Consider the following 18138-nt stretch of genomic DNA (forward strand, 5'->3'; position numbering starts at 1 on the left):
ACAACTAAGGCGATTCTCGTGCCAACCGAAGCTGACAGACGAGCCCTAAAACGGCCTGCGGAGACGGCTCCTTTGTCGCACGGAAGCCCACCACTACGTTACGGCCTGCTCGGAACACCCAACGACCACAGGGGTTGATGGATTGATGATGACACTACGTGCCTGAACACACGTAACGTCAACCTTTACACCCTTGTTTGGTTGGGCTGCCCCGCTTTCCTGTGGGACGAGCGTCCTGTCGCCCAGAAGCGACCCTACGCGGAGCGTTTCTGTTATACTCGTGAGCTTATTTCAGTTCTAATCTGCTTTAGTTTAGCAGCCGCTATAGCAGGCAAAGAACAACTCGCCAACAAGAATATCAAGTTGATCGGATTATAGCCCTTCGTGCCAGTCCAAAACGCAACGAAGGCAATCATTGCCAAGACAAAAATACCGAACCATCGAAGGGCTGTTTGAGCTGATTTTTCTTGGCTTTTGAGTTCTTCCAAACTCAGTTCAGACAAAGGCTTGTTGGAGAAGATACCGAACATATTTTAGAGAATTTAGGGTTTGACATTTATACCGAGTTCGAAGCCCAGAACTTGCCTTTCGGGGGGCGCCCAGTCACCAAGATGCTGCCCCGAAATCTAAATCTACCCAACCGGGGCGTTTCTCGTGTCACACGAAGCTCACCGAACGAGCAAAAACTTGACCTCTGCGGTCTGCAACCTGTCAACCGAAACGCCTAAATGGAAGCCTAAGCTGTTTGTACCACCCAACGACCCAGGGGGTTGATGGCGGGTGACACTACGTGCCTGAACGAACGTAGCGTCAGCCTTTACACCCCCTGCTGGTTGGGCTGCCGACTTTCCCTCGGGACGAGCCCTCTGTCGCCGGAACGGTGACAGAGGGAGCCGACAACAACGAGACTTCTTTTTTCATAAACAATATTTATCAAGTCGCTGGGTTTGTTGTAATCAACTCTTGTAATTCCTTACCGGAGTATCGTCTTGATTTCCTTTTTCCGTTGATGCTAATGTGAAATTTGTACTCTTTGTCTTTATAGTGCCAAAAGTAGTAGTCAATCAGTCCACTCACATCAGGTCTTTCAATTTCCGAGACCGGAGTACCAATTTCAAATTTAGGCTTGGGAGTTTTATCGCTTTTAGGTTTTAAAAAGTCAAATAGCCCCATCTTTTCGGTCAATTTAAAAATGGTTTAATGAGCCTAATCAATTCAGATGTTTTCAATGTCGGCCGAAATTTACCTCGTCAGTTTAACCACCCCAATTGGGGCGATTCTCGTGTCGGCGCTACGTGCCAAATACACTTTTTTGACTCCCTAATGGGGGCGATTCTCGTGTCGACCAAAGCCGCCTAACGAGCCAAAACCGGCCTGTCACGGGACGAGCCCACTGTCGCACACAAGCCCACCGTTACGTTACAGCCTGTTGTGTCCACCCAACGACCGCAGGTGTTGATGGCGGGCGCAGAAGCCAAAATAAACTGGGGTAGCTTTGGCCTTTACACACCTGCTGGGTTGGGCTGTGTACTCGGCCAACAGGCGTGCCTCCTGTCACCCCAAACCAGCCTTAATATCTTCTTTCCCATCAGCAGAATAAAGTTCAGGATTATGAATACGTATAAACTCATCATGCTCTTCTTTTGCAGCCTTAAGTTGCTTTTGGCACCTGTGTACATCTTCCTTGCGGCAGATTATGTATCTTGGGTCCCAGCGTTTTGATTCTAAATGTGGTTTCAATGAAAGAAGAACCTTGGGGACCTCTCCCTCAAATTCGAGAATAGCTAAATGGTTATACCCCTTCCACAAGTCGGTATGAAACTTCAGTCCGTAATTGAAACAGCCCCTGACAGTTACTTCTGTCTCTACGTATGTGTTCCAATCGCTTTCTAAAAATACATAGTCTAAAGAGATGGGTAATTTTGTGTCATCAAAGGAGTGCGTAATTGTAACCCCGATGAAGTTTTCGGGAGTAATTGACTCCTTGTTTTCAATTGAGTGCTGTCTTTCAATCTCTTTTCTGACTGCCAAAATGGAAAGGAAATCAATTTCTGTTTCACGATCCTCTGCCCTTATATATTTAATTTCGTTCATTGGAATTTGACTCAATTGACTCTTGTCACCCACAAACTGGAATTGAAAGCCCAAAGCTGCCTAACCGGGACGAGTCTTGTGTCGCCCGGAACCCGCAAATGGAAGCACAAACTTACCCACACGGGGCGTTCGCTTTGTCGCCGGAACACTGGACTGTAGAACGGCTTAGACTCTTCACCCAACGACCCAGGGGGTTGATGGCCTTGTAAGTTAGCCGAAAGGAGCGAACGACTCGCCCGCCTTTACACCCCCTGCCGGTTGGGTTGCCGACTTTCTCTCGGGACGTGCTCCCTGTCGCACGAGACTAACCCATTGATAAAAAGATTATACTGCTTTTAGTTGAGCTACGAAGGGAGTAGCATTCTGATTGAGTCTCAAAGAGTCCCATATCTTCAGAAGAGTTTCCTTGTTCTCCTCTACCCAGAAGGTAACAGTCTTTAGATATTTGTTCGGTATGTATCCTGCCAAAACCTCTCCAGTATTTATGCATACGCTTAAAGCATGGAATTCACGCCCATAATCTACATGAAAATGTGGTCTGGAATGATTGAAGTCTGCATCTATTCTAAATTTCAGATTCTCTTTTTTGAGAAGTAAAAGTTCTATGTAATCACCACCTCTACTTGGACGAGTCAGCAATTCCATTTGCGCTAACTTATTTCTCAGATTTTCTAGTAATTCAAGTACTTCTCCTTCATCCATAAAATCGTAGGCCTTTCTATCTAAAATAAGGTGATGCGCTTGTAGGAGTTCGATTTGTCACCCGGAAGCCGCCCAGCAAGCCAATAGACGCCTTTCCGGGGCGTTTCTTGTGTCGACCGGAGCCACCTAACGCGCCAAAATCGCTTTGTTACGGGACCTGTCCACTGTCGCCCAAACGCTGGAAATGGAAGCACTGGCTGTTGTGTCCACCCAACAACAAGCGAGGGCTGAAAGGCCCCGTAAGCAACTTCACTGAACTAACTTGGCTGTCGGGCCTTTACACCCTCGCGGATGTTGTAGCGCGTAAACACCGGCCCGACCGGCTCGCTTGTTGGCCCGTTGTCACCCATTCAGGAATGGGCTGCTGCGGTTGGGCGTCGTTTTTTGGGTTGCTTGCCGTCGCTGTTAAGCGAGCTTCCCGCGCCAGCAAGCAACCCAAAAAATAGCACAAAAGCAAGGAGCGGTAGGTGGTTTGTCGTACAACGCCCCAGGGGGTTGATGGATGAGGACGCTACGTTACTGAACACAAGCTACTTTCAACCTTTACACCCCCTGCCGGTTGGGCTGTACACTTTCCTTCGGGGGCGAGCAACCTGTCGCCCGACAGCCGCCCACGCGGAGTGAATTAAGTTCCCTGTAGATCACCTCTGGTGAGATGCCACCAAGACAAATTAACTAAACACTCACGAAGGTAATCCAAGCCCTGTTTGCTTGCCAATAATTCTGATACACTGTACTGGCTATCAATTAGACGTTCAAAGTCTTTGCTGTGGAACCAGTCATTATAAGCAATATGATAGTGACTAAAAAAGCCGTCGACAGACAGAAAAGCAATCATTTTTTGGAGATCACTTGGCAATTCGACAGGGAAATCAATAGTGTTTAGCGCCTGAACATAGTCTTTTAGAGAGCGGTCTACTCTAAAATAGCCTGGTTTTTGAGCATAGTGCTCATAAGTGGCTTCATCAAAAGCCGCCGACACCCAAGTTGTCATTCTACGCCATTGCTCCAATTCGTTATCAATCATTGACATTTATGCTGGCTTGTTGACTAACTAACTTGTCGCACACAAGCTGGAAATAGAAATTCACATTCACCTAACTTGGGTGTTTCTTTTGTCAGCCGGAAGCCGACCAACGAGCCTAAACTTGCCTGTCGGGGCGGCTCCACTGTCGACTGTAACCCGCCCTTAAACTCCCAGCCTGTTTGGTTCACCCAACGCCAACAGGGGTTGATGGCCGATGGGACCGGCTCAAACAACAAAAGTAGCATCAACCTTTACACCCCTGTTTGGTTGGGCTGCCTTGGCTTCTCAACCGGCGAGTTTCTTGTCGCCCGGCAGTCTACTTATTTCGTATAAATAGAAAATGAAATCATTTGTCAGCCAAATATTCTAACTATTCTCCATAGTAAGTCAAGAATTCTAATTGTTAGTGCATCGCTCAACTCCTTAATTTCACCATGAACAATTTTGTTTCTTAATGAATAGAATTCGTTATAAATATCTAGTTCTTCTTTAGATATTAAAGCATTTTTATGTAATTCTCGTATAACACTTGTTGAGTTTTTTAATTTTGAATGTTCATCCAGACCAAAATCTTTTCCTGCTACTGAAATCATTAATTCCACAAGTTGTGCTGCTCTTAAAATCTTTTCAATATTAGATGATTTTGAATTTAGTATATCATTATATTCTTTGTAATAACTCTGCCAAGTGACGTTTGATTCCTTATTTATTTTTACAGGACCGCCAACTTTTTCCTCTTCAATAATTAGCTTTTCAAGCTCATCTACCTTTTTCTCGAATTCGAGTTCTATGTCTCCATATTTAAATTTTGTAAGGTTTGATAATTCAGGAAGAATGTAAAGTAGAATCGCTAGCCCAATTATAATAATTGTTGTTGTATCTATTTTTACCCCTAGCTTGTCTTGGAAGATCTCCAAAATAGCGAGAACTAACAATCCAACAGATATATACCTTAGCTTAACCTTATCTAATTTCATGAGTTATTAATCGTCTAATAAAGTTAATTAGTGTGTGGAAATATGTCAAAAATTTTGCCGGGGCGTTTCTCGTGTCAACAGGTGCCGGATATGAACGCCTAAAAGTTCATTGCTCGAATCGTGTCTTGTGTCGACTGAAACCGGCAAACACACCTTTCAGCTTGTTGCTCATCACCCAACGACTCTGAGTGCTGATGGCCCCGTAAGCTACTTGAAAAATACGCGTATCCGCTGCCTTTACACACTCAGTCAGTTGGGCTGCAAACTTTCCTTCGGGACGTGCAACCTGTCGCCAGAAACCCCGCCAGCGGAATTTATTGTAATCAAAGATACTCACCAAACCAATAATTTAGCGCTGCTTTATTGATTCCATCTTGACCTCGCCAAAGTCTGATTGGATAGTGCCATTCACTTACGTGATCGTCTCTGTAACGTTTGTTAGGTGGGATGAATTTAGACGTGTAGCCTGTTGCTCGAGGACTTTCAATGATATTGCAAAAACTTAATATTTCGAGCAAGAACCTTCTTTGCCAATGATTTGACTTAAAAAGTTTTTTAGACGCTATTGATTTCTCTAAATCATTGGGTGTATCATCTTCACCGGATTGAAGTATGGTATCTATTATATTTTTAAAAATAGTAATGTCGTCTTGATTGGGCGCTACTTTAGAAAGTCTCGAATGTTGGTCAAGGCAAAACGCTAATCGACTGACCTCAAATCTATCGTCAATCACCATCTCACCTCCACTTGTGAAGCGGGTATAGTTGTAAAATGATAAGTCTATTTCCTGTGGATCGTCGATTAGCATATCCCCGCAAATCGGACAGTAGAAGGAATTATTTTCATCCGTCTTTGAGTACTGATGAGATGGGAAATGACTGCTTAAAACGTAGGCGGGTAATCCACTACGCCATTCTAATCTATTACTTGAAAGGCTAGCCAAGAACAACGCAGTAACGTGTTCTTTATCAACCTTTGATTTAGCTTCAAAGAGCCAGTCAATTGCTTGATTATGAGACAATACTATATTATCAAACATCAATCCTGCCTTTTTCGCAATCTCAAATTCTTCGGCTGTTATTTGGTAAAATGAATACGTTTTACTAGAAATTCGCTTGTAGTTGAGCAATATTTTTAAAGCCTCTTTATCCATCTAAAATGCATTCGTTAAAGGGTGCTTATAGGCTGTCTCTGGGTAGTATGTCAATTTAATTTTAAACTTGCCGAACCTGGACGTTTCCTCTGTACCACGCTACGTGCCAAACCTACTTTTTGGGCTACCTCAACCGGGGCGGTTCTCGTGTCGACTGAAAACGCCTAACGTGTCAAAACTGCTCTGTTGCGGGACGTGCTGCCTGTCGACCAAAGCCGAAGATGGAAGCACTCGCTGTTTGGCTGCACCCAACGCCAACGGGTGTTGATGGTGGGCGCGAAACTTGCCTCAACACACGTACCTGAACCTTTACACACCCGTTTGGTTGGGCTGAAGTGCTCGACTTACCAGCGTGCTACCTGTCGCCGGAGAGCCGACCATGCAGAGCGTATATTACTCAGTCTTTGTCTCGACTCTTTTTGAAAGTATATTTTCTGCATATTCTATTGTCAGATGGTTAACCCTTTCGAGCCGCTCACCTTTCAAATATACAGTATCAGGCTTAGAATCAGTTTTGAGAATAATATAACTTTCGCTCAGGCGATTTACAAGTGATTCGAATAATGCTTCATCTTCAAAGTAACGAGTCGCAACGAGATAACGGTCCCTGTTTTCATCTAAAAATAATCCTGACTTCTTAGCGACTAAAACCAGTTCTATAGGTTGCTTTTTAGCTGAACTTTGTAAATAAAAAGAACTGTATTTTGACGAATCCAGACGGTTAATCTCAAGAAAGCAAAATAATCGCTTCCGGGGAAAATCGGAAATTTTCAACGTATCCAGATATTGTTTAGATGGATTTTGATAAACGGCTGTATACCAAATAGTTTCAATAAATGGTTTACCTTTGCAAGCCACAATAAAAAAAGTAGAGAAAAGCCCGACGCGCAAGCAAATCACTTGAGACAACATCATATTATTACACGGCCAGTTGGGTGATAATTTTAGTGACATTTACGTCGCCAATTATTTAACTCCAAAGCGCGAAGCCTAACAATGCAAACCGCTCCTGTGTCGTACGAAAGATGCCTAACAAGCATAATTTCCATAACGAGCCGTGCAACTTGTCGCACGAAGCCGCCTAACGAGCCCGACTTTGGGACGGGCAACCTGTCGCACGAGACCCGACCACTACTACGTTGTTTTTCAGCTTGTTCTATGCACCCAACATACTATAGTACGCGAATTTACGGAACTATTGAAAGTTAATAAATTGGCAGTAAATTGTGTATAGTTCCGCACTTTTTAACGGTGTATTTAGTTGGGCGGCTGACTAACAAATGAATATATTTAGCCTGGAACTTACAAACCATCTTTTCGCCAATTGACTAAACGGTATATACAACACGTTCCAGTGCAACGAATCTGGGATATCGAAGGGTATGATAACTACTTCTTCGATAACAACAACGAACTGTATCGGATTACCAAACGCGGTGAGCTCCGACGCATTCGGCGTAGTATGAAGCGCTATACACAAGGATACGTGCTCAAAAGCCGGTTCTATAGTCTGTCGCAACTGCGCCTGATGTTGCGTCGGCACGACCTCACAGGTCGTCCAGTGGGCTTTTAAGTGTACTGATTTTATCCGACGTTACGTGTGTGTAGCGCATGGTTGTTGTAATGCTTTCGTGTCCCAGCAACTGCTGAATGTACCGAATATCCGTGCCGGATTCGAGCAGGTGAGTGGCAAAGCTATGCCGCAGTGTATGAATACCGCCCCGTTTCTGAATCCGGGCATGAATGACGGCATTACTGTAGACCTGTTGAATCGCTCGTTTCGAGAGCGGCTCATTCGTTTCGGATTCCTCAAACAGATACCGTTTCGGCCTATGTCGGTCTAAATACGCATCAATATCTATTTCGAGCTTTTCTGAGAGCATGACTATCCGGTCTTTTTTGCCTTTGCCGCCCCGGATGGTGATCAGTCGCCGAACGCGGTCGAGGTCAGTGATGCGTAGCGCGGCCACTTCGCCGACGCGCAGGCCAGTGGCATACACTAGCTTAAATAATGTTTGGTATTTCAGACTGGTGGTGGCTCTGAAAATTGCCTTTACTTCCGTAACGCTGTACACAGTCGGCAGTTTGGTGGGCTGACGCGGGTATTGAACATCGTAATACGCCTTGTCGCGCTTTAACACTTTCTCCTGGTAAAACTTCCATGCATTGATGTGAACGTTAAGCGTACCGCTACTCAGCCGTTTCTTTTGCACCAAAAACAGCAGATACCGCTGATACAGAGGTTTAGTTAACTCATCGGGCATTTTGGGGCTGGCGTACCGGATCAGTGCAATTAGGGCCTGTTTGTAGTTTTTAAAGGTTTTATAGCTGTAGTTCTGCACCCGCATCACTTCCGAAACGGCCACAATAACCGGATGCCGATCATACTCGCGTGTGGGCAAACTCACGCCGGGCGGTACGTAGCGGAAGGGCTTTCGGAGGTCCGGCGACCCGGCAGATTGGGGCGTACCAGGCGGTGGCCATATGGGATTGGTAGCCTGCTCAACCTCGGCAGTAGTGGCAGTAGGCTTGTATAGCCGTACGACGGCCTCGTCGAAGCGGCAGTAGTCTTTACCAAACAGTTTTCCCAGCATTACGACCGAATCGCGGGTGTTAGGTACCAGCCAGCCTCTTCGCGAACGACTAAAGCGTCGGCCGGGTACTTGGCCAATCAGGTCGTTGCCAATGGGGTCCTGGGGAAAATAAACGCCTAAACAGGTGGGGTCTTGTTCGTCAATCTGGATGGTGATCATGTACGGCAGATGTTGTAGAGACGCAATATGTTACGTCTCTACTCAAACCGCAAATGCTTCACCGATTCGCCCGAAGATTCGAGTTCAAGCAGGGCGTCAATGCCGATTTCAAGGTGCTTATTGACAAACTGGCCCGTTACGCGCTTGTCGCTTTCTTCCGTCTTCACACCTTCGGGTACCAGCGGATTATCGGAAACCAGGAGTAGTGCACCGTGAGGAATAGCATTCACAAAGCCGACTGTGAACACCGTAGCCGTTTCCATGTCGATGGCCATCGCCCGAATTTCGCGCAGGTAGTCTTTAAATACTTCGTCGTGCTCCCAGATGCGTCGGTTGGTAGTGTACACGGTACCGGTCCAGTAGTCGAGTTCGTAGCGTTTGATGGTTGACGATACGGCTCGTTGCAGGCGGAATGAAGGAAGCGCCGGAATTTCGGGGCGCATGTAGTCGTTACTGGTTCCCTCACCCCGGATAGCGGCAATGGGCAGAATTAAATCACCTACCTGCGTTTTCTTTAGTCCACCACACTTCCCTAAAAACAAGACGGCTTTGGGCGAAATGGCCGACAGTAAATCCATGACGGTTGCCGCCATCGCGCTGCCCATGCCAAAGTTAATGATGGTGATGTTGTTGGCCGTAGCTGTCTGCATGGCGCGGCCCATCCCAAAAATCTCGACGTCGAACTTGTTGGCAAACAGCTCGACGTAATTGATGAAGTTGGTCAGCAGGATGTATTCGCCGAATTGCTCAATGGGCGTACCCGTGTAGCGGGGCAACCAGTTCTGTACAATTTCTTCTTTAGTTTTCATAAAGAGTGAAAGAATGAAAGAGCGAAAGAGTGCCGCAATAGAATTCAACAAGTGAAAATGCCAGCTGATTTTTGACCGCTCTTTCACTCTTTCGGCTTTTCGCTCTTTATATTTGACACATGGTCACGCTGAACCTGCCCACATTTGATTGCAAAACTAAGCAAGTCGAAGGGAAACCTTACATTTTCGATTTGTTACGGAAGAAGTACGTCCGGCTGTCGCCCGAGGAGTGGGTGCGGCAGCATATTGTCAACTTACTGCTGACGCATTATGCGTACCCTAAAGCGCTGATTCGTTCGGAAGGCGGGCTAACACTCAATCAAACGCAGAAGCGGACGGATGTTGTTGCGTTCGACCGGCAGGGGCAGCCGTTTCTGGTGGTAGAATGTAAGGCACCGCACATTCCGCTAACTCAATCTGTGTTCGATCAGATCGCCCGCTATAACCATGTTCACCGCGCTCCGTATCTGGTTATTTCTAACGGCCTGACGCATTACTGTTGCTGCGTTGACCACGAGACAGCGGAGATCCGGTTTCTGGACGATTTCCCGGCGTTTGAGTAGCCTGGACCGCTGGTCCAGGCTACTTTTATTACTCCATCGCCATTTCTACGTGGGCTGGCGTTTCAATCTTCTTACCAATAAACAGCAACAGAAGCGGCACACAGATCATGAAGAAAGCACCAATAACGAGGAACGCATCGGCGTAGGTCATCACGAGCGCCTGTTTCATCACAGCCCCCTGCATAAGCCCATAGGCCTTACCCGTTGCAGTAATTAATGCGTCACCTTTCGACAAAAACAGGTTTGTATACTGCCGTAGTCGGTCCGCCGATAGCGGGTTATAAATTGAAATGTTATCGGCTAAGCGAGAGCCGTGAAACACTGTGCGGGTCGAGATATAGGTCGTCATGATGGCCGTACCGAACGTACCACCCAACTGACGAATCATACCTGTCAGGGCCGACCCCTGTGGAATCTCGACATTATTCAAATCAGCCAACGTAACAGTGGTCAGCGGAATAAAAATCAGTCCCATACCTACGCCCCGGATAATAAGCGGCCAGAAGAAGTAATCTGGACCGGCTTCGAGGCTAATTGCCGATAGATCGAAGCAGAAACCGAAGAAGAGCACAAAGCCGATAGCAGCGTACCAGATTGGCGAAATGTAATTTTTACGCAGCAACCCACCGACAATCGGCATCATAAACCCGGTCATGATTGAGCCAGGCATGAGCAGCAAACCGGTTTGGCTAGCCGTAAACCCCAAAATGGTCTGACAGAAAACCGGGATGATGAACACCGAAGCAAACAGACCAAATCCCAGAATGAAGTTGAACAGGGTACCGACCGCATAGCGACGCCGACGTAATAACCGCAGGTCAAGGATGGGCAGCTTAACGGCTAGCTGGCGCCAGATAAAGCCAATCAGGCCAACCCCGGCGGCAACGGACATGCCGACAATGAAGCTCGAATCGAACCAGTCTTTTTCTTCGCCTTTTTCCAGGATGATCTGCAAACCACCGATACCCATGATCAGCAGAATCAGGGCGAGCCAGTCCATCTTACCAGCTATCATTTTTTCGGTAGGCTCCTTAATGTACGCGTAGGTTAATATGGTGGCCAGAATACCAAACGGAATATTGATGTAAAACACCCAGTTCCACGACAGGTTATCGGTGATGTAGCCACCCAGCGTTGGACCAATCGACGGCCCAATGATGACACCCATACCGAAGATTGCATTGGCAATACCCAGGTCTTCCTTGGGGAAAGTCTGTATCAGAATGGATTGCGCGGTAGTCAGCAGACCACCGCCACCAATGCCCTGCACTACGCGGAAAAATACCAGTTCCCAAACGTTGGTCGAGGTACCGCAAAAGATCGACGCTATGGTGAACAATATGATGGAAGCAGCAAAGTAATTTCGACGACCCAGCTTAGCCGTTAGCCAGCCCGACATCGTAATCATGACGGCGCTGGCCGCTGCATAGCCCGTTACGACCCAGCTGATATCGCCCAGCGACGCCCCCAGGTTACCCATCATCTGGTTCAAGGTTACGTTGACGATCGATGAGTCAATGGTTTGTAGCAGGGCCGCCGTCGTTACGGTGATCACGACTATCCACTTGTCAAAACCTAATTTCATAATAAGATGAGTTAAAAAAGCTCAGGGTTTTTGTGAGTCATTTTGTCATTCCGACGCAGGAGGAATCTCCTTACAGATCGTTACAAAAGATTCTTCCTATCGACTACGCGTCCCGGTCAGAATGACAAAATGACTTGGCCTTGTCTATCAATTTAAGCAGCACTACCCTGCCAACTATACACAGTTAATCTTGAACCGATTATTTACCCTGTAAATCAACCGCTACGTTGGCACTTAAGCCGGGACGTAGTTTGGCATATAGCGGGCTGTTTTTGTCGAGTTCGATACGGACGGGTACGCGTTGAACCACTTTCACGTAGTTACCGGTCGCATTGTCTGGTGGCAGCAGCGAGAACTTCGCGCCAGTAGCGCCGGCGAATGATCCGACATGCCCCGTCAGCTTCTGGTCACCAAAGGCGTCGACGTCAATGGTCACGACCTGGCCAATCTGCATTTGATTCAGTTGCGTTTCCTTGAAGTTGGCTGTCACCCACAGGTTCGAGTTACCAACTACTGAGCAAAGCGCCTGACCAGGCTGAATAAGCTGACCTACCTGCACAGACCGCTTAGAAACAACCCCCGTAGCCGGTGCGCGTACGATCGTATACGAAAGCTGGAGCTTAGCCAGATCAAGCTCAGTCTGCCGTTGCTTCACGGTTGCCTGTGCCACCGAAATCTGGCTTTCCGTCGTCCGGCGTTGCGAGCTGGTTACGCCCGTCTGAGAACTGGCTGCATTAACCTGCGATTGAGCCGTTTGTAGTTGCGCCTGAGCGGCCTGTAATTGGGCCTGAGCAGCATCGCGCTCGGCCTGAATAGCGTCGAACTGTTGTTGCGGTACGGTTTTCTCAGCGAGTAATCGCTGGTAGCGTTCAAAATCCTGGTTAGCCCGACGAGCCCGCGCCTGAGCGGCTACTACGTTCGCCTGAGCCGCAGCCACCTGATTGCGAGCGGTTTGCACACCCGCCTGCGAACTTTGAATAGTAGCCGCGGCCACACTCACGTTTGTACGGCTGACACCAGCAGCCGCCTGGGCACTTTGCAAAGCAGCTTCAGCCTGCGCCACCCGGATGCGATAATCGGCATCATCAATCACAAACAGCGTATCGCCTTCTTTAACCGACTGGTTGTCTTTGAAGCGAATGGCCTTGATATAACCGCCTACTTTGGGCGTAACGGGGTCAACGTCTCCGTCGATCTGAGCATCGTCGGTCGTTTCATAACGTTGCAGATACCGGAACTCAGTATAGCCAAAAAAGAGCGCAGCGACTAAGATGATAACGCCACCTACGCGAATTAACGTTTTGGTATTCATGATAACTGTTTGATAAGAAGTCGTTTGTGATTAAAGGTTTGTGCCCGTCGCTCTCAACAAGCGCTGATACGCTAATTGTGCATCAACCGTAGCATTTATGACGTTTAGTTGCGCCTGAATCAGAAAGCTATTCGCTTCCAGAAAGTCAGTTGCTCCAACCAGACCATTGCGGAATCGCGATTCGGTCAGCCGGTAGTTTTCCTGGGCCTGCGTCAGCGCGGTACGGATAACATTCTGCTGCTCAAGCGCTAGCTGATAGTTGTTGTAAGACGTAACAACTTCTGACCGGATCTGGTCCGTTTGCTGCTGGCTTTGCAGATTAGCCTGGTCAATTGCCGTCTTGGCCGTGTTTAATCGTCCTTTCAGGTTATACAACGAGCCAATGTTGTAGGTCAATCCAGCGCCCACGTTCCAGGCCGAGATAAACGAACTGGCTTCCGGAATTACATTGGCCGTTGGGTTGATGTAGTTATAGCCCAGCGATACGCCCAGATGCGGATACTTGCTGCTCTTTACGTTTTTAAGCTGGGCATCGGCGGCCTGTACGCGTAAGGAGTTCGCCTGTACTTCTGGCCGCACCCGAACGGACTGATTCAGGAAGCTCTCCAGCGGCTCCAGGGTTGTAGCCGGGTTGCTTAGTGTCGTGTCGACAGCCACCACCTGGTTTTCTGGCAAACCGATCAGTAAGTTGAAGTTATAGAGTGCCGTTTGGCGGGCCTTATCGGCCTGTAGGCGACTGAGTTGCAGGTTATTTTTCTGCAATTGAATCTTCAGCACCTCGTTGGCCGTTACGATGCCTTCTTTCTCCAGGTTTCGGGCTTCCCGCTCCCGTTCGTCGAACTGCCGAATATTCTGGTCAATGACGCTGGTTGACCGAATCAGCTTGACAATGTTGTAGTAGGCGTCGGTGACCGTATAAACCAGCTCCTGTCGGTTCCGCCGGGCGTCTAATTGGCTGGCCCGCGCTAACAGATCCGCCGATAAGCGGGCTGACTTTTCGGCAAATCCACCAAACACTTCTTTACTAACGGTTGCGCCACCCATGGTTGCATTGAATGCGCCAGCGGGAATACCAAACAAGGGCTTACCGTCGGTACCTTCTCCAAACGCAAAGGGACCTGTCAGGCTATAACGCGAGTAAGCCAACGATGCATTCGCCTGCGGTAGACCGCGATCTTTAACTTCTTGTGCACGGGCTTCAGCCGCCTGCGTACGCGAATCGGCTAGTTTAACCCCTTTGTTGTTTTTCAGCGCGAGTTGAATGGCCTGATCTAACGGGAGATTCGTTGGGGTGGTCTGAGCAGCCGCCCCAACAATATTGATCCCCCACAAGGCAAACCCTACTAGGTACTTTTTCATGTTATTTATTTCTGATTTTATCCAGGAGTGTATTCAGTGTCTTTACTTCCTCATCCGTCAAATGGCTGACGATCGACTCAAAATCCTTAAACTGCTCAGCCACCTCCCCAGTAAAGCGATATGAAGATTCGGTCAGCTTTAGATTGACACGGCGACGATTTTCAGCATCAACTTCCCGCGTTACTAAGTCCTTAGCCACCAGCCGATCAATCAGCCGGGTAACATCCGAGTTATGATCCGTTAGTCGCTCCTTCACTTCGCTGACGGTTAGCGTATTTGGGTACACATCCTGCAAATGCCGCAGAACGATATATTGCTGTACAGAGAGGTCGAACGGGGATAGCTTTTGCTGAAAAAAGTTAAAAATATAACCGTCTGTCCGATGCAGATTGGCGATCAGCCGGTGATAGTCGTTCTTAAATTGCTTTTCCATGACTACTAATGTCGTGTGCAAATATAACTAACACTTGTTTAAACAAGTTTCGTTTAAACAAAGGTATAAGTGAAGTTTATTAAATTTTAATATGCTTTTAATCAAACTGTTGCAACAAATAAATATTAATATAATACAAAAATCCCTGGCACCGCTAGGTGTCAGGGATTCTAGAAAGGTGGGATACAAATAATAGATTACTTGCTGGCCACCAGCTTTATTTCTACTGTAAAGTCGTCGTAGATCGCTTTGTCGCCAATGTTTTCGAAGAAAGATTTCGAACCGTAACGGATGTCATACTTCGTGCGGTCAAGGGTAGCTTTTCCGTCGGCTTCAATAGAATTACCGTTCATTTTCACCGTAGCCGGGAACGTTACAGCATTCGTGATGCCTTTGATGGTCATGTTGCCGGTGATGTCGTACGCATTCCCCCCTTTTGGTGTCACTTTGGTAATTTTGAACGTAGACGTTGGGAACTTCGCCGTGTTGAAGAAATCTTCGGACTTCATGTGGCCGATGAACTTAGCATTATAGCCAGCGTCGGTCAGATCAGTGCAGGTGATGCTGTTCATGTCGAAGGTGAACGTACCGCCGGTCAGCTTGTTACCATCAACCGTTAGTGAGCCATCGCCCAGTTTCACCGTACCTGAATGTTCGCCGGTTACTTTTTTACCGTTCCAGTTTAATACGCTCTTCTGCGTGTCTACTTTATAAGCAGCAGGGGCCTTCTTACCCGGTGAGTCTACACCGCGACCAACGAAGGCCGATGTACTGGCCAGTACCGCTACGGCTACCAGACCTGTCAGGAATTGACGTGTTTTCATAGAAATTAGATTTTACTTTTGGTTGTATAAATTGATTAGATGGTGCTTGTTTAGCTTCGCATGCGGTCCAGCATCTGACTGAGGTAAGTGGCTTCTTCTTTGGTCAGTTTACATTGCTGCGACTCGTCCCATTCGTTCTGGCGCCTGTCCAGGCGTTTCAGTAAAGCCAGTCCCTGTTCGGTAATGACAACATCGACCGCCCGGCGATCGCTCGGGCACTCGGTTCGTACTACCAGTTGTTTGGCAACCAACTTATCAACCAGGCGCGAGGCATTCGACATTTTGTCGAGCATGCGTTCGGTTATATCACTTACCTTAACTGGATTAGGATATTGCCCCCGCAGTATACGGAGCACATTAAATTGCTGTAACGTCAATCCAAACGGCTTTAGTACTTGGGTCTGAGCATCTGCTACCCAATTACTCGTATACATTAAATTGACCATCAGCCGCTGGTAGGGGCTTTTAAACGGAGTGGTCTGTTTGATGTCTGTTTCTATTGACATGGTACAAATATAATGCAGTTACAATTAATGTAACAACATTATATACAAAATAATTTATCGGTACGGAATAATTTGTGGAGCCGAAAGGTCGAAATCACGGAAGCGCAAGGTTGGCACGCCCTCAAACGCCTGCCGGAAGGGAATTGTATTGCCCGGAATGTTAGGGTAGTACGCCAGACGAATCTGAAAGCTGTTGAACGTCAGGTTTTCATTTCGCAGCCGGAAGCCAATGCCATAGCCCTGGTACAAGGGTCCCCGGAGCAGTGCCCGGTCAGGGAAGCTAATTAAACCCAGGTTCGCGAACGTAATGAAGGCTACCCGAAACCCAACCAGGCTTAGCTTCGAGAACAGAATGTTTTCGTAGTTGACAAACCACCGCTTTGTGCCACGAAGTGCATCACTGTTAATGCCAAAGCCATCAGTGTTAACGCCTACTCCTCCGCTGCTGCTCAGCGAAATATATTCATTGCTAAAGCGCCCAATACCGGTCGTATAGCGTGAATTAAAAAAATGGCGCATGTTGCCCCATCTACTTTTCAGGAGTGGACTAAAATAGTTTGACTCAAAAGAGAATACTCCTTGTTCAATACCTGAACTGTGGATATATCCTCCTAGACTGATCAGACCGTAGACATAGCCAAATTTCTGGATGTATTTACCCTGCGAAAAGTTGGCACCCAAATACATACGTTGTCCCAACTCAGCGTTATCTAACCCGACAATGGTCGAAATGGACTCTCCTACCGGAACGTCCTCCGTTCGACCAAAGCCATAAATAAGTACGTCGCGAACGTATTTACGCCGGGTAATGCCTACGCTGAACAACGTTGTGCGACTGTCCTGATAAATCTGGTTAGTATCCGACGTTACGTCTGGCCGTTTCGTATACTCGTAGTTGGTATTCCGCAACGCAATGATGAGTCGGGTACGTCCTTTTTCATCCTGATCCCGCGGATTGTAGAACAGCCGGAACGACCGGCCAATCCACACATCCGAATAATTATAGCTGACAGGCACCGACAAAACGCTGTCGTCACGGGTCACCAATCGGTTATTTACCTGGGTGTAGTTCAGCTCAATCGAGCCGGCGTATTTGGTATCGGGCGTCAAAAACGGGCGATACAATCGGGCCGACGCCTGTTTGAGATCACGCAGATACAACACATCAGCCTGAGCGGTTAAAAACGTCTTGCCAATGAAGGGTACTACATATCGCCCCTGGTATTCGGCTTTTTGGCGCGGATCGCTCCCGTTATAGTTGATCTGGCCAAGAAGCTGGTGACCAAGCCCCCGGAAGTTACGCTGCTCGAACCCAACGCTAAAGTTATTGAAGCCGCCGAAACCACCACTGGGCAGTAACGACCAGACATCCTGTGTGATTACATACACATCGACAAACTGACGACTCCCTTCCCTCGGTAGAACCAGAATTCGGGCATCATGAAAAATAGACGTGTTCCGCAATAACCGTTCATTATCACGCAGTACCGTAGGGTCTACTGCGTCACCTTCTTTAAAGAGCAGGTAAGAGTGGCGAATTACGTTCTCACGGGTATTGGTGTGCACCCGGTTACCGGTACGCTCGATCCAGTTGCCGGGTTTTCGGAGGGTATCATAAACGGTTTGACCAAAAACGCCCAATCGGCGGATAAAAATGTCGCCAATAATACGTCCTTCAAACGGCTTGAAGGGATTAACCTCGATCTGGCTGACCTCACCGGTCTGGATACGGCTGTTATAGACGTCCCGAAAAACCGCGTCGTAGAACTGGCGAGTCAGGCGATGTTTATACATCCTGGTTTTCAACCGGCTGTAGAATACGCTGTCCCGTTGCATCAGCGCACTGTCGGCCACTACTTTAGAATAAACCGTCGCTAATGAATCTGTCTCTCGTTTTTGCTGAATCTGCCTGCGGGTTGTATCCTGTTGAGCGACTGCCCCCGTATTGCATAGGCCAAGCACCATCAACCCTACCAGCCAATGGCGCAGGGTTAATGCATACTTGTTCAAATGCAGTTGGTTCATGGCAATGCAGGGTAG

21 protein-coding genes are annotated in these 18138 nt (G+C 47.6%); 3 read left to right on the forward strand and 18 right to left on the reverse strand.

Annotation, left to right across the window (positions count from 1 at the left end; genetic code table 11):
* Positions 1 to 272 precede the first annotated feature (272 nt).
* The 5 genes from ACFSUS_RS27875 to ACFSUS_RS27895 form a co-directional block, all read right to left on the reverse strand.
* Positions 273 to 530 carry a hypothetical protein gene (locus ACFSUS_RS27875; protein ID WP_381528201.1) on the reverse strand — a complete coding sequence of 86 codons (258 nt, stop codon included), beginning with the start codon at positions 528 to 530 and terminating at the stop codon, positions 273 to 275.
* Positions 531 to 933: 403 nt separating this feature from the next.
* A complete protein-coding gene (locus ACFSUS_RS27880; protein WP_381528203.1) occupies positions 934 to 1185 on the reverse strand; it encodes a hypothetical protein in 252 nt (83 codons plus the stop codon).
* Positions 1186 to 1554: 369 nt separating this feature from the next.
* The gene (locus ACFSUS_RS27885) at positions 1555 to 2094 is read right to left on the reverse strand and encodes a hypothetical protein (protein ID WP_381528205.1); all 540 of its coding nucleotides are present in this window, start codon (positions 2092 to 2094) and stop codon (positions 1555 to 1557) included.
* Positions 2095 to 2418: 324 nt separating this feature from the next.
* A complete protein-coding gene (locus tag ACFSUS_RS27890; RefSeq protein ID WP_381528206.1) occupies positions 2419 to 2796 on the reverse strand; it encodes a DUF4160 domain-containing protein in 378 nt (125 codons plus the stop codon).
* Between the two features lie 625 nt (positions 2797 to 3421).
* Positions 3422 to 3823: a hypothetical protein gene (locus ACFSUS_RS27895; RefSeq protein WP_381528208.1), complete on the reverse strand. Its 402-nt coding sequence runs from the start codon at positions 3821 to 3823 to the stop codon at positions 3422 to 3424.
* Between the two features lie 75 nt (positions 3824 to 3898).
* Between ACFSUS_RS27895 and ACFSUS_RS27900 the strand changes: the two genes are divergently transcribed.
* Positions 3899 to 4156: a hypothetical protein gene (locus ACFSUS_RS27900; protein WP_381528210.1), complete on the forward strand. Its 258-nt coding sequence runs from the start codon at positions 3899 to 3901 to the stop codon at positions 4154 to 4156.
* A gap of 20 nt (positions 4157 to 4176) precedes the next feature.
* On the opposite strand, the gene ACFSUS_RS27905 is transcribed toward ACFSUS_RS27900, so the two are convergent.
* The 4 genes from ACFSUS_RS27905 to ACFSUS_RS27920 all read right to left on the reverse strand — a co-directional run bounded on the left by ACFSUS_RS27905 (position 4177) and on the right by ACFSUS_RS27920 (position 6869).
* Positions 4177 to 4800 (reverse strand): hypothetical protein, encoded by a 624-nt coding sequence (locus tag ACFSUS_RS27905; RefSeq protein WP_381528212.1) that lies wholly within the window; start codon positions 4798 to 4800, stop codon positions 4177 to 4179.
* Positions 4801 to 4906: 106 nt separating this feature from the next.
* Positions 4907 to 5137 carry a hypothetical protein gene (locus ACFSUS_RS27910; RefSeq protein ID WP_381528214.1) on the reverse strand — a complete coding sequence of 77 codons (231 nt, stop codon included), beginning with the start codon at positions 5135 to 5137 and terminating at the stop codon, positions 4907 to 4909.
* The gene (locus ACFSUS_RS27915) at positions 5124 to 5954 is read right to left on the reverse strand and encodes a hypothetical protein (RefSeq protein ID WP_381528216.1); all 831 of its coding nucleotides are present in this window, start codon (positions 5952 to 5954) and stop codon (positions 5124 to 5126) included. The genes ACFSUS_RS27910 and ACFSUS_RS27915 overlap by 14 nt, the downstream gene beginning before the upstream one ends.
* 393 nt (positions 5955 to 6347) lie before the next feature.
* Positions 6348 to 6869: a hypothetical protein gene (locus ACFSUS_RS27920; protein WP_381528217.1), complete on the reverse strand. Its 522-nt coding sequence runs from the start codon at positions 6867 to 6869 to the stop codon at positions 6348 to 6350.
* A 439-nt stretch (positions 6870 to 7308) separates the two neighbouring features.
* Between ACFSUS_RS27920 and ACFSUS_RS27925 the strand changes: the two genes are divergently transcribed.
* Positions 7309 to 7527, forward strand: a complete 219-nt coding sequence (locus ACFSUS_RS27925; RefSeq protein ID WP_381528219.1) for a hypothetical protein — start codon at positions 7309 to 7311, stop codon at positions 7525 to 7527.
* Here ACFSUS_RS27925 and ACFSUS_RS27930 read toward each other — a convergent pair.
* A complete protein-coding gene (locus tag ACFSUS_RS27930; RefSeq protein ID WP_381528221.1) occupies positions 7502 to 8707 on the reverse strand; it encodes a tyrosine-type recombinase/integrase in 1206 nt (401 codons plus the stop codon). The two genes, ACFSUS_RS27925 and ACFSUS_RS27930, sit on opposite strands and share 26 nt — an antisense overlap.
* Positions 8708 to 8745: 38 nt before the next feature.
* The gene (locus tag ACFSUS_RS27935; protein WP_381528223.1) at positions 8746 to 9516 is read right to left on the reverse strand and encodes an AMP nucleosidase; all 771 of its coding nucleotides are present in this window, start codon (positions 9514 to 9516) and stop codon (positions 8746 to 8748) included.
* Positions 9517 to 9635: 119 nt separating this feature from the next.
* Here ACFSUS_RS27935 and ACFSUS_RS27940 point away from each other — a divergent pair, with 119 nt between their 5' ends.
* Complete coding sequence (locus ACFSUS_RS27940; RefSeq protein ID WP_381528224.1) at positions 9636 to 10079, forward strand: type I restriction enzyme HsdR N-terminal domain-containing protein; 444 nt, start codon at positions 9636 to 9638, stop codon at positions 10077 to 10079.
* A gap of 28 nt (positions 10080 to 10107) precedes the next feature.
* Here ACFSUS_RS27940 and ACFSUS_RS27945 read toward each other — a convergent pair whose 3' ends face one another.
* The 7 genes from ACFSUS_RS27945 to ACFSUS_RS27975 form a co-directional block, all read right to left on the reverse strand.
* The gene (locus ACFSUS_RS27945; protein ID WP_381528227.1) at positions 10108 to 11664 is read right to left on the reverse strand and encodes a DHA2 family efflux MFS transporter permease subunit; all 1557 of its coding nucleotides are present in this window, start codon (positions 11662 to 11664) and stop codon (positions 10108 to 10110) included.
* Positions 11665 to 11863: 199 nt separating this feature from the next.
* Positions 11864 to 12976, reverse strand: a complete 1113-nt coding sequence (locus ACFSUS_RS27950; RefSeq protein WP_381528229.1) for an HlyD family secretion protein — start codon at positions 12974 to 12976, stop codon at positions 11864 to 11866.
* 30 nt (positions 12977 to 13006) lie between these two features.
* Complete coding sequence (locus ACFSUS_RS27955) at positions 13007 to 14335, reverse strand: TolC family protein (protein WP_381528232.1); 1329 nt, start codon at positions 14333 to 14335, stop codon at positions 13007 to 13009.
* Position 14336: 1 nt separating this feature from the next.
* A complete protein-coding gene (locus ACFSUS_RS27960) occupies positions 14337 to 14768 on the reverse strand; it encodes a MarR family winged helix-turn-helix transcriptional regulator (RefSeq protein ID WP_381528235.1) in 432 nt (143 codons plus the stop codon).
* A gap of 197 nt (positions 14769 to 14965) precedes the next feature.
* A complete protein-coding gene (locus ACFSUS_RS27965) occupies positions 14966 to 15592 on the reverse strand; it encodes a YceI family protein (protein ID WP_381528238.1) in 627 nt (208 codons plus the stop codon).
* A gap of 50 nt (positions 15593 to 15642) precedes the next feature.
* Positions 15643 to 16098 carry a MarR family winged helix-turn-helix transcriptional regulator gene (locus ACFSUS_RS27970; protein ID WP_381528241.1) on the reverse strand — a complete coding sequence of 152 codons (456 nt, stop codon included), beginning with the start codon at positions 16096 to 16098 and terminating at the stop codon, positions 15643 to 15645.
* A 54-nt stretch (positions 16099 to 16152) separates the two neighbouring features.
* The gene (locus ACFSUS_RS27975; RefSeq protein WP_381528244.1) at positions 16153 to 18123 is read right to left on the reverse strand and encodes a BamA/TamA family outer membrane protein; all 1971 of its coding nucleotides are present in this window, start codon (positions 18121 to 18123) and stop codon (positions 16153 to 16155) included.
* Positions 18124 to 18138 lie beyond the last annotated feature (15 nt).

The sequence above is a fragment of the Spirosoma soli genome, assembly GCF_042684525.1.
Classification (GTDB): Bacteria; Bacteroidota; Bacteroidia; order Cytophagales; family Spirosomataceae; genus Spirosoma; species Spirosoma soli.